This window comes from Silicimonas algicola (assembly GCF_003148765.1).
GTDB classification, from domain to species: Bacteria; Pseudomonadota; Alphaproteobacteria; order Rhodobacterales; family Rhodobacteraceae; genus Silicimonas; species Silicimonas algicola.
In genome coordinates, this window is record NZ_QGGV01000005.1 from 208,554 (window position 1) to 220,270 (window position 11,717).

The 11,717-nt window shown below is 65.5% G+C and carries 11 protein-coding genes; 8 read left to right on the forward strand and 3 right to left on the reverse strand.

Features of this window, described 5'->3' with window-relative positions:
• Positions 1-18: 18 nt before the first annotated feature.
• Positions 19-543 carry a hypothetical protein gene (locus C8D95_RS12835; protein ID WP_126918609.1) on the forward strand — a complete coding sequence of 175 codons (525 nt, stop codon included), beginning with the start codon at positions 19-21 and terminating at the stop codon, positions 541-543.
• Here C8D95_RS12835 and C8D95_RS12840 read toward each other — a convergent pair.
• Positions 538-2,427 carry a propionyl-CoA synthetase gene (locus C8D95_RS12840; RefSeq protein WP_109759584.1) on the reverse strand — a complete coding sequence of 630 codons (1,890 nt, stop codon included), beginning with the start codon at positions 2,425-2,427 and terminating at the stop codon, positions 538-540. The two genes, C8D95_RS12835 and C8D95_RS12840, sit on opposite strands and share 6 nt — an antisense overlap.
• Before the next feature lie 407 nt (positions 2,428-2,834).
• A complete protein-coding gene (locus tag C8D95_RS12845) occupies positions 2,835-5,117 on the reverse strand; it encodes an NADP-dependent malic enzyme (RefSeq protein WP_109759585.1) in 2,283 nt (760 codons plus the stop codon).
• A gap of 187 nt (positions 5,118-5,304) precedes the next feature.
• Here C8D95_RS12845 and cdd point away from each other — a divergent pair, with 187 nt between their 5' ends.
• The 5 genes from cdd to C8D95_RS12870 all read left to right on the forward strand — a co-directional run bounded on the left by cdd (position 5,305) and on the right by C8D95_RS12870 (position 9,162).
• A complete protein-coding gene (gene cdd, locus C8D95_RS12850; protein WP_109759586.1) occupies positions 5,305-5,694 on the forward strand; it encodes a cytidine deaminase in 390 nt (129 codons plus the stop codon).
• A 2-nt stretch (positions 5,695-5,696) separates the two neighbouring features.
• Positions 5,697-6,998, forward strand: coding sequence for a thymidine phosphorylase (locus C8D95_RS12855; RefSeq protein WP_109759587.1), 1,302 nt, complete (start codon positions 5,697-5,699; stop codon positions 6,996-6,998).
• Positions 6,998-8,224 (forward strand): phosphopentomutase, encoded by a 1,227-nt coding sequence (locus C8D95_RS12860; RefSeq protein WP_109759588.1) that lies wholly within the window; start codon positions 6,998-7,000, stop codon positions 8,222-8,224. Before C8D95_RS12855 ends, C8D95_RS12860 begins: the two co-directional genes overlap by 1 nt.
• The gene (upp, locus tag C8D95_RS12865) at positions 8,221-8,853 is read left to right on the forward strand and encodes a uracil phosphoribosyltransferase (RefSeq protein WP_109759589.1); all 633 of its coding nucleotides are present in this window, start codon (positions 8,221-8,223) and stop codon (positions 8,851-8,853) included. Before C8D95_RS12860 ends, upp begins: the two co-directional genes overlap by 4 nt.
• Before the next feature lie 63 nt (positions 8,854-8,916).
• Complete coding sequence (locus tag C8D95_RS12870; protein ID WP_109759590.1) at positions 8,917-9,162, forward strand: hypothetical protein; 246 nt, start codon at positions 8,917-8,919, stop codon at positions 9,160-9,162.
• Here the strand turns inward: C8D95_RS12870 and C8D95_RS12875 are convergent.
• A complete protein-coding gene (locus tag C8D95_RS12875; RefSeq protein ID WP_109759591.1) occupies positions 9,159-10,166 on the reverse strand; it encodes a M48 family metalloprotease in 1,008 nt (335 codons plus the stop codon). The genes C8D95_RS12870 and C8D95_RS12875 overlap by 4 nt on opposite strands.
• A gap of 142 nt (positions 10,167-10,308) precedes the next feature.
• On the opposite strand from C8D95_RS12875, the gene sseA reads away from it, so the two are divergent.
• A complete protein-coding gene (gene sseA / locus C8D95_RS12880) occupies positions 10,309-11,157 on the forward strand; it encodes a 3-mercaptopyruvate sulfurtransferase (protein WP_109759592.1) in 849 nt (282 codons plus the stop codon).
• Positions 11,154-11,717, forward strand: coding sequence for a GNAT family N-acetyltransferase (locus C8D95_RS12885; protein ID WP_109759593.1), 564 nt, complete (start codon positions 11,154-11,156; stop codon positions 11,715-11,717). The genes sseA and C8D95_RS12885 overlap by 4 nt, the downstream gene beginning before the upstream one ends.

Genomic DNA, 11,717 nt, shown 5'->3' on the forward strand with positions numbered 1-11,717 from the left:
TTCACGGAGAAATCCATCGTGACCCGTATCGCCCTTTTTTCCGTCATCCTGGCTGGGCTGACTGCCTGCGGTCCGACGCTGCCCGACCTCGAGGTCGAGCCGATCCGCAAGGTTCTGTCGGATAATTCCGCGCTCCCATATGAATGCGTGAACTACGATTTGCGCAGCGACAGTTGCGAGGGCCTAGTGACCCGGCGGGTCAAAGGCGACCGGATCTTCTACGAGGCGTTCGCCCTCGTTCCGGGGCCGAGCGATCCGATCAACATGCGCCTAAAGGTCGACTTCCAGATCGAGGACACCCGCTATTGCGGCGACATGCGCAACGCCGACCTGGTCTTCGACGGGACACTGACGCCAGGACAGCGAAGTCTCTTGCAGGAGCTATTGCTCGCGCAGCTCATCTCCTACGGGGACGTGTGCGGGGCCTATTTCCGCGAGGGCGAGGGCTATATCAGCGTCACCACCGACCGCAACGGGCGCGTGATGCCTCAAGGCGTCGAGACAAGCCATTTCTTCGCGCGGCCGAAACCCTTGCGCCTATGAGGCGTAACCGATCGTCCTGAGCGCCTCTCGGATTTCATCGATGATCGCGGGATCGTCGATGGTGGCGGGCACCTTGAAGTCGGCGCTGTCGGCGATCTTGACCATCGTGGCGCGAAGGATCTTGCCCGACCGTGTCTTGGGAAGCCGCTTGACCACGATGGCGTGCTTGAAGGCGGCGACGGGTCCGATGCGATCGCGCACCAGCTTCACGCATTCCGACACGATGTCCTCGTCCGAGCGATTGGTGCCGGTGTTGGTACAGAGAAAGCCGAGCGGAAGCTGACCCTTGAGCTGGTCCGTGACGCCGATCACCGCGCATTCCGCAACGTCGGGGTGCGAGGCCAGGATCTCCTCCATTCCGCCGGTCGACAGCCTGTGGCCCGCGACGTTGATGACGTCGTCGGTGCGCGCCATGATGTAGAGGTATCCCTCTTCGTCGATGTAGCCCGCGTCGCCTGTCTCGTAGTAGCCGGGAAAATGGTCGAGATACGCTTTGCGGAAGCGCCCCTCCGCGTTCCAGAGCGTCGGCAGGGTTCCGGGGGGCAAGGGCAGTTTCACTGCGATGGCGCCGAGTTGGCCGGCTTCCATCGGCTGTCCCGCCTCGTCGAGGATGTGAATGTCGTAACCCGGCATCGGCACCGTGGGAGAGCCGACCTTCACCGGCAGCGGCTCGATCCCCATGGGGTTGCCGACCATGGGCCAGCCGGTTTCGGTCTGCCACCAGTGGTCGATGACCGGCACCTTGAGCATGTCCTGCGCCCAGAGCACCGTGTCGGGGTCTGCGCGTTCGCCGGCGAGGAAGAGGGTCCGCAGGGACGAGATGTCGTAGTTCTTCAGGAATTCGCCCTTCGGATCCTCGCGCTTGATGGCACGAAACGCCGTGGGTGCCGTGAAGAACGCCCGCACCTTGTGGTCCTGGATGACGCGCCAGAAGGTCCCTGCGTCAGGCGTACCCACGGGCTTGCCCTCGAACACGATGGTGGTGTTCCCGTGGATGAGGGGTCCGTAGCAGATATAACTGTGGCCCACGACCCAGCCCACGTCCGAGGCGGCCCAGAACACCTCGCCGGGATCGACGCCATAAATGTTCTTCATCGACCAGTTCAGCGCGACGAGATGACCGCCGGTGTGGCGCACGACGCCCTTGGGCTGACCGGTCGTGCCGGAGGTATAGAGGATGTAGGCGGGGTGGTTGCCCTCCACCGGCAGGCAGTCTGCGGGCTCGACGCCATACTGGAAGGCGAACCAGTCGACGTCGCGGCCCTCGATCAGCTTTGCGACCTCCTGTTCACGCTGGAAGATGACGCAGAAGTCGACCTTGTGAGCGGCCTGCTCGATGGCGCCGTCCAGAAGCGGCTTGTAGTGGACGACGCGCCCCGGCTCGATCCCGCAGGAGGCCGCGATGATGGCCTTGGGCTTGGCGTCGTCGATGCGGACGGCGAGTTCGTGCGCCGCGAAGCCGCCGAAGACGACGGAATGGATGGCGCCGATCCGCGCGCAGGCCAGCATGGCCTCGACCGCTTCGGGGACCATCGGCATGTAGATGATGACGCGGTCGCCCTTGTCGATGCCCCTGGCCCGAAGTGCGCCAGCAAGCGACGCGACGCGGTCGCGCAGTTCGGCGTAGCTGATCTTGTGGATCGTGCCGGTGACGGGGCTGTCGTGAATGATGGCCGTCTGCGCGCCGCGTCCGGCCTCGACGTGACGGTCGACGGCGTTCCAGCAGGTATTCACCATGCCATCGGCGAACCACTCGAAGAAGGGTGCGTTCTCGTCGGACAGCGCTTTCGAGGGCATCCGCTCCCAGTCGATGGCCTCGGCCGCCTCCATCCAGAACTGCTCCGGGTCGGCCTTCCAGGCCGCGTAGACATCACGGTATCCCATGCGACGCTCCTCCTCGATGGCAGAGTGCTACGACCGCCGGCTTGGGTCAGGCAAGTGCGATGGCACCTGCAGCGGCAGAGTGCCGCGAATTTTTTGCAGTGTTTGCCATCATGTCCTGCAAAGTTTTGCAGATTCGAGCGAGACATGGCAGCCAGGGCAAATTCCGATGAGCCTCTGCAAAATTGCGAAGGCCACGATCCGCCTATGTCCTCGAAAATCCTTTGCCCGACTCAGGGAAAAAGGTGTTCCGATTCTTCTAGGGCGCGCAATCCCGCGCGTCCGTTCTCTTGAGGTAAGCCCATGGGCGACAAGAAGCAGAAGCCAGCGAAACCCGCGACAAAAACCACCAAGAAGTAAGGTTTCCGACGAGCAACGCGCCGCCGGGACGCCCGGCGGCGTATTGGCCGTCAGCCGTAGATCGACACCGGCGTTCCGGCCAGCGCCGAGATGTTCAGAAGCCCCCGCGCCGTGATCGACGGGGTCACGATATGTGCCCGGTTCGCCATTCCCATGAGGATCGGCCCGACCTCGAGACCGCCGGCCTTCATCTTGAGGATATTACGCACCGCAGATGCGGCATCGGTGTTGGCGAAGACCAGCACGTTTGCCGGACCCTGGAAGCGCGAATTCGGCATGATGCGCTCGCGGATCTCGATGTCGAGCGCGGTGTCCGTGTGCATCTCGCCTTCGTAGAGAAAGTCGCGCGGCTCGGCATCGAGGATGGCGAGCGCGGCGCGCATCCGGCGGCCGGTGTCGCAATCGAGGTTGCCGAACTGGCTGTGAGAGCAGAGCGCGATCTTCGGCTCCAGTCCGAAGCGGCGGACGTGACGCGCGGCCCCGACGACCACCTCCGCGATCTGTTCGGGCGTGGGTTCGGGGTGAACGTGCGTATCCGCGACGAAAAGCGGACCGTCCTCGAGGATCAGAAGAGACAGCGCGCCAATGGGATGACGGCCCTCGGTCGCCAGAACCTCGGTGATATAGCGTAGGTGCCAGAGATACTGCCCGAAGGTTCCGCAGATCAGGCTGTCGGCCTCGCCGCGATGGACCATGACGGCCGCGATCGCGGTGGTGTTGGTCCGCATGATCGCCCGCGACAGCTCGGGCGTCACGCCGCGCCGTTCCATGAGGGTGTGATAGTCCTGCCAGTAATCGCGGTAGCGGGGGTCGTTCTCGGGGTTCACGAGCTCGAAGTCCTCACCCGCGCGCATCGGCAGACCAAGCCGCTCGATGCGTGAACTCACGACGTCGGGACGGCCGATCAGGATGGGAACGTCGGTCGTCTCCTCGATCATGGCCGTCGCAGCGCGCAGGACGCGCTCGTTCTCGCCTTCGGCGAAGATGATCCGGCGCCGCGCGGTGGCGGCGGCCTCGAAGACCGGTCGCATGATCATGGTCGACTTGAAGACCGATCCGTCCAGCTTGCGCTTGTACGCCCCGACATCGGCGATGGGCTTGGTGGCGACGCCCGTCTCCATCGCCGCCAAGGCAACGGCCGATGCAACGACTCCCATGAGACGCGGGTCGAATGGCTTGGGGATCAGGTAATTCGGTCCAAAGGTCATTTCCTCGCCCTTGTAGGCTGCGGCTGCCTCGGCCGAGGTCGTGGCGCGGGCGAGCTTTGCGATGGCCTCGGCGCAGGCGAGCTTCATCTCGTCGTTGATGCCCGTCGCGCCGACATCGAGAGCGCCGCGGAAAATGAAGGGGAAGCAGAGGACGTTGTTGACCTGGTTCGGCACGTCGGACCGTCCGGTCGCGATGATGGCGTCGGGCGCGGCGGCGCGGGCGAGCACGGGGTCGATCTCGGGCGTGGGATTGGCCAGTGCGAAGATGATGGGGGGTCTGTTCATCCGCGTCACCATGTCGGGCGTCATGACGCCCGGGCCAGACAGTCCGAGGAAGAGGTCTGCGCCTTCGATGACGTCACCAAGGCTGCGGGGCCCGCCGGGTTGCGCAAACTCGGCCTTTTGCGGTGTCATCTCGACAGTTCGGCCCTCGTGGACGAGCCCCGCGAGGTCGCAGAGGAAGACGTTCTCGCGCCGAACGCCCAGCTTCAGGAGCATGTTCAGGCAAGCGATGCCGGCTGCACCCCCTCCGGTCGAGACGACCTTGATGTCCTCGAACCGCCTGTCGGACACTGTCATGGCGTTCATCGCGGCGGCGGCGACCACGATGGCCGTTCCGTGCTGGTCGTCGTGGAAGACGGGTATGTTCATGCGTTCGTGGCACAGCTTCTCGACGATGAAGCAGTCCGGTGCCTTGATGTCCTCGAGGTTGATCGCGCCGAAGGTCGGTTCAAGCGCACAGACGATGTCGGCGAGCTTCTCGGGGTCGCTCTCGTTCAGTTCGATGTCGAAGCAATCGATGTTGCCGAATTTCTTGAAGAGGACCGCCTTGCCCTCCATCACGGGCTTTGCCGCCAATGCTCCGATGTTGCCCAGCCCGAGGACAGCGGTGCCGTTCGTCACCACGGCGACCATGTTGCCGCGCGCGGTATAGCGGCTGGCGGTCAGTGGGTCGGCCTTTATCTCGAGGCAGGCTTCGGCGACGCCGGGGCTATAGGCGCGGGCCAGATCACGACCGTTTGCCAGCGGCTTCGTGGCGCGGATCTCAAGCTTACCGGGCTTTGGAAACTCGTGGTAATCGAGCGCAGCCTGCCGAAGCGCGATCTCGCGCGTGTCGTTGGTCATGGCGTCCTCCCCCGGATAGTTTAGCGTTAAACAATCTTGGACCGGCGCGTAGCCCCACTGCTCTTTGGCGTCAATGGGGGACATCGGTCGCGTCGCAGTCTGCGTTGAAGTTCCTGACGGAGCAAGCCTCTCGCACTCTTGCCATCCCCAATGCCACGGGTCACGTTGGCCGAAAAGGACATAGCCCATGAGCCTGATCGACGAGGCCGCGGCAGCGCGGCCGAATGCCTATGCCCCCTATTCCGGCTTCAAGGTCGGAGCCGCACTCAGGACCTCCTCGGGCAAGGTCTTCGTGGGCGTCAACGTCGAGAACGCCGCCTATCCGCAGGGCACCTGCGCCGAGGCCGGCGCCATCGCCGCGATGATCGCGGGCGGCGAGACCCGCATCGCCGAGGTCGCCGTCATCGCCGACAGCCCCGAGCCCGTCACGCCGTGCGGCGGGTGCCGCCAGAAGCTCTCGGAATTCGCTGCTCCGGACACTCCCGTCACCATGGCGTCGGTTTCGGGCGCGACGCTGACCATGACGATGTCGGACCTTCTTCCCGGTGCCTTCGCAAAATCCGCGATGGACCGCTGAGCATGGACGCCCGCGCGATCATCGAGACCCTGCGCGACGGGGGCGAGCCCACTCAGGCTCAGATGACCTGGTTCGCCAACGGTCTTGCCACCGGGGCCGTGACCGACGCCCAGGCCGGGGCCTTCGCCATGGCTGTCTGCCTGCGGGGGTTGTCGGAAGAGGCGCGGGTCGCGCTGACCCTCGCGATGCGGGATTCAGGCGATGTTCTGGAATGGAAGCTGAAGACGCCTGTCGTCGACAAGCATTCGACGGGCGGTATCGGTGATTGCGTGTCCCTCTTGCTCGCACCCATGCTGGCGGCTGTCGGCGTCGCGAACCCGATGATCTCGGGCCGGGGCCTTGGACATACCGGAGGGACGCTCGACAAGCTCGAGGCCATCCCCGGTGTGTCGACCGACGTGGACGAGACCACCTTCCGCCGCATGGTCGATGACATCGGCTGCGCCATCGTCTCGGCCTCGAAGCGGATCGCGCCGGCGGACAAGCGGCTTTATGCGGTGCGCGACGTGACGGGAACGGTGGAAAGCATCGACCTCATCACGGCGTCGATCTTGTCAAAGAAACTGGCGGCGGGTCTGGGATCGCTGATCCTCGACGTGAAGTGCGGTTCGGGCGCCTTCATGAAGACACGCGATGATGCCGTTGCCTTGGCCAGATCGCTCGTTTCGACGGCGAACGGGGCGGGGTGCCGTACGGCGGCGCTGGTGACCGCCATGGACCAGCCACTTGCCTCGACCGCCGGGAACGCGCTCGAAGTGGCCGAGGTGATGCAGGCGCTGACCGCTCCGCGCAACTCGCGCCTCGTCGACCTGACTTTGGCCCTGGGGGCAGAGTTGATGCTGCTTGCGAAGGTCGACGTGTCGCCGGAGGTGGCGGCGGGCAAGCTTCTAGATACATTGAAGTCAGGCAGGGCCGCCGAGAAGTTCGACGCGATGATAGAAGCTCTCGGCGGTCCCGCACGGTTCAGCGAAGATTGGCAGAGCCGCTTGCCCGAGGCCAACGTCATCCGCGAAATCGCGGCGCCACAGTCCGGGAAGATCGCCGCGCTGGACGGCCATGCGATCGGGCTCGCCGTGGTGCGTCTCGGCGGGGGACGGTTGCGCGAAGGCGACAGGATCGACCCCTCGGTCGGGTTCTCGGACATTCTGCCCCTTGGGGCCGAGGTGTCGAAGGGTGAGCCCGTCGCGCGCCTCCACGCCGCCGGCGAGAAAGCAGCGCAGGAGGCCGAGCGCGCCTATCTCGACGCCCTTACGATCGGGGAGCGCGCCGAACCCTTGCCGCTGATGATCGAGAGGGTGGGCTGATGCCGCGGGCGTTCCTCGTCGTCCTCGACAGCGCGGGCGCAGGCGGCGCTCCGGACGCGGCCGCTTACTTCAACGGCGACCGGCCCGATACAGGATCGAACACGCTTGCCCACATCGCCCAGGCCTGTGCGCGCGGCGAGGCGGAAGAAGGCCGGACGGGTCCGCTGAAGATGCCTCATCTCGACCGCCTAGGCCTTGGTGCTGCGGTGAGGCTGGCCGGAGGTGAGGCGACGCCGGGACTCGATGCGAGACCGGAGGGCGTCTGGGCGGCGGCGACCGAGGTGTCGCAAGGCAAGGATACGCCGTCGGGTCACTGGGAACTGGCGGGCGTGCCCGTTCCCTGGGACTGGCACTACTTCCCCGACGCGCAGCCCGCTTTCCCGCCCGACCTCATGGCAGAGGCGGCGCGGCTTGCTGGCACCGAGGGCACTCTCGGCAATTGCCACGCCTCTGGCACGCAGATCATCGAGGACCTTGGCGAAGAGCATCTGCGGACCGGCTGGCCGATCTGCTATACGTCCGTCGACAGCGTCTTCCAGATCGCGGCGCACGAGGAACGCTTCGGGCTGGAGCGCCTGATGTCGACGTGCAAGGGGCTGGCTCCGACGCTCCACGCCATGAAGGTCGGTCGCGTCATCGCCCGGCCCTTCCTCGGCGAGACGGCGCTCGACTTCAAGCGCACGAAGAACCGCAAGGACTTCGCCATCGAGCCACCGTCTCCGACGCTGTGCGATTGGGTCTCGGAGGCGGGGCGCAAGGTCCACGCGGTCGGCAAGATCGGCGACATCTTCTCGATGCGAGGCATAGACGACGTTGCCAAGGGCAGCGACGACGAGCTGATGGAGCATCTTGTGCGCCTGATCGCCGAAGCAGAGGACGGAAGCCTGACGTTCGCCAACTTCGTCGAGTTCGACACGCTCTACGGGCACAGGCGCGACGTCTCGGGCTATGCCCGCGCGCTCGAATGGTTCGACAGCCAGGTGCCGCGCCTTTTGGCGAACCTCCGAGACGACGACCTGATCCTCTTCACCGCCGACCACGGCAACGACCCGACCTGGTCGGGCACCGATCACACCCGCGAACGTGTGGCCGTCGTAGGCAAGGGACCTTCGCCGATGGCGGCCGGACAGGTGGCCTTCGTCGACGTCGCCGCAACCGTCGCCACGCACCTCGGCGTTCCATCTCGTGGCGCCGGCACGCCCTTCACAGCACAGGAGCCGAGATGAGCGATCACCTCACCGTCGTCGATCACCCGCTGGTTCAGCACAAGCTGACACTGATGCGCGAGAAGGACACCTCGACCGCCGTCTTCCGCCAACTCCTGCGCGAGATCAGCACGCTTCTCGCCTACGAGGTGACGCGGTCTCTGCCGATGACGACCCGGTCCATCGAGACACCGCTCTGCGACATGGATGCGCCGGTGCTCTCGGGACGGAAGCTCGCGCTGGTCTCGATCCTGAGGGCGGGGAACGGTTTGCTGGACGGGATGCTGGACCTGATCCCCTCGGCGCGGGTCGGCTTCGTCGGACTTTACCGCGACGAGGCGACGCTGAAGCCGGTCCAGTACTACTGCAAACTGCCGGGCGAACTGGACAACCGGCTGGTCATCGCGGTCGACCCGATGCTTGCAACGGGCAACAGCTCCGTGGCGGCCGTGGATCTTCTGAAGAAGGCGGGCGCCGACAACATCCGCTTCCTCTGCCTGCTCGCCGCGCCCGAAGGCGTCGCGCGGATGAAGGAGGCGCATCCCGACGTGCCGATCGTCACGGCCGCACTCGACGAACGTCTGAACGAGAAGGGTTATATCGTCCCCGGCCTTGGCGACGCTGGCGACAGGATGTTCGGAACGAAGTAGAAATTCTTTACCCTGCACCCCCCGAAACGCAAAGTGACGCTGGGGAATCGTGGGGATGTCTCGGTGAAGCTGCTGACTGCCATCGGCCTGGGTGTCCTGGCCTCGTTTTCGTCGGCCTGCGCGCAGCAGGCCGATCCCGTGCGAAAGGTGCCGCCGCCCGGTTACGACGCCCCGGTCTTCACCGACGCGCGGGGATGCACGTTCGTCCTGCGCCGCATCGCGGGGTGGGAGCTTTGGGTCCAGGCCGAGCCAACCGATACGGACTGCCGCAAGGCGATCCCGGACGACCGCGACGCCAAGACGCTCTAGTCCTCGCAGATGCGCTGAAGCGCGATCCAGTCCCCATCCTCGAGCACGGGTCGCGGCACCGCGGGAATAGCGTCCGCCACGGTGTCCGTCGTCTTGCCGGTATAATCGACGGCAAGGGCGTAGGGCTTGCCCGAGATGCCCGCTTCCTTCATCCGCATCGCCAGAACGGGCTGCGGGACCCGGGCGGGCGGGTGCGTCACCAGCCACTCAGACATCGGGCGAAGCGTTTCCTCGGACAGCTTGCCTGTTGTCAGAAGAGTAAGCGCTGCATTGAGCCCGGCCGCCTTGAGAAGTTCCGACAGCGGGTCCTGCCGGGTCCGCCGCATGTCTTCGGCGATAAGATAGCCCGCCAGCACTTCGGGCGTCTCGTAATCCTCGACGAGGGTGTGGGAAATCAGGATTGTCCCGCCCGGCAGGTTCGCGGTTCCGGTCAGCGCCGACGGCAGGACGACCAGCGTGGTGGGCTTGCCGGGGAAAAGCACGTCGCTGAGGCTGGAAAGCGCGCGTTGCCCCGAGGGGTTGTCGCAGGCGGCGCCGGCGACGGTCTCTACTTCCTCGACGAGGGCGGCCCCGATGCCGGTGCGGGCGCTTTCGGGCACAAGCGATGCGGTGTGGCGGACGATGGCGCCGGGAAGCCAGAAAAAAGCGATTGCCGCCGCGCCCAGGACGACGGCAAGCGTTGTGAGACCCCGTACCCGGCCCGGCCGGGCGGCGCCGCGGCGGATGGCCTTCAGGACGCGATTGAGGGCGGCGACCATCTCGTCGTCGGATACTTCCAGCGTCTCGGGCGCGTCATCGCCCGGTCCGTAGAGGGCAGGGCGCTCGCCGGGGTTCAGGCGCTGCACGGCGGGAAGGGACCAGTGGGTCAGCGCGCTGCCGTTGAAGTCGGAAATCGTCAGCGTCGCCTCGCCGACCGAGACGACGACGTTGCGCCGCTGCGCCTCGGGGTCGGGGCGCCACACGCCCTCGGCCTCGAGCCGCTGGTATTCCGCCAGTACGGTCAACTGCCCCCCGTGCGTTACGCCGATCCCCGGCGCGACACTAGCGGATGGCCCCGGTTGCTACAATTGCCGCCTCACGGCCCTGCCTTGCGTCGCGGCACGCCTCGTCGTAGCAGGGAACTCGGACGACCGAGGGACGAAACTCATGGCCGACGATCCGAAAACGCTCGTCTCGACCGAGTGGCTGGCGCAGCATCTGGATGACCCGGATCTCAGGGTTCTCGATGCCTCGTGGTATCTTCCGGACATGAAGCGGGACGGCAAGGCCGAGTACGACAAGGCGCACATTCCCGGTGCGCGGTTCTTCGACATCGACGATCTGAGCGACCACCGTTCCGACCTGCCGCACATGGTGCCGCCGGTCGAGAAGTTCATCAGCCGGATGCGTGCCATGGGCGTGGGTGACGGACATCAGGTCGTCGTCTATGACGGCGCCGGGCTGTTTTCGGCCGCACGCGTCTGGTGGCTGTTTCGCCTGATGGGAAAGACCGACGTCGCGGTGCTGGACGGGGGCTTTCCGAAGTGGCGCGCCGAAGGACGTCCAGTCGAGGATATGGCGCCCGTCATGCGCGACCGCCACATCACGGTCAGCCGCCAGAACCAGCTTGTGAAGGACGTAACGCAAGTCGCCGCAGCCTCGAAGCTTGGTGACCAAGAAATAGTCGACGCCCGTGCGCCCGCCCGCTTTCGTGGCGAGGAACCCGAGCCAAGGCCGGGCCTTCGCGCGGGTCACATTCCAGGCTCGAAGAGCGTCCACTACCGCCGCCTGCTGAATGACGACGGCACGCTTCGACCCGTGCCGGAGTTGAAGGCGATCTTCGAGTCTTCGGGCGTCGACCTTCGCAAGCCCGTCATCACCTCCTGCGGTTCGGGCGTGACGGCGGCGATCCTGTCGCTTGCGCTGGAGCGCACCGGGCACCGCAACCATTCGCTTTACGACGGTTCCTGGGCCGAGTGGGGCATGTACGGCGACCTGAAGGTCGAGACGGAATGACGGTCCAAAAGGCCGGAACCGAGGTCGAGTACACCGTCACTTACCTCGAGATGGACGAGCGTCCGACCTACAACTGGCCGCGCCTTCCGCTGGGCGTCTCGGCGGCGCTCTTCAAGGCCGAGACCCCGCCGGTCTGGTATTTCCTGTCGCTTTATGGCGCCGTCGGAGAGGACTATGCGTGGGAGGACATGTTTGCCCGCCCCCGCGACGAGATCGCGGCTTATCTCGCGCGGTCGTCGCTCTTCACCCTCATGCACAAGGGATGGCCGCAAGGCTTCTTCCTTCTCGACGGACCGAAACCGAGCGGAGTGACGGAACTCGACTACTTCGGCCTCGTCCCGGAAGCGGTCGGAAGCGGTCTGGGGACATGGCTTCTGAAGACGGCGATCCTGACCGCCTGGGACATGGCGGGGACGGAGAAGCTGATCGTCGACACCTGCACGCTGGACCATCCCCGCGCCCTTGCGCTCTATCAGAAAACCGGCTTCACCCCTGTCCGTCAGGAGACGAAGACGCGAATCCTGACCCGCGACCGAGACCTGTCCCGAATCCCGTCCTGA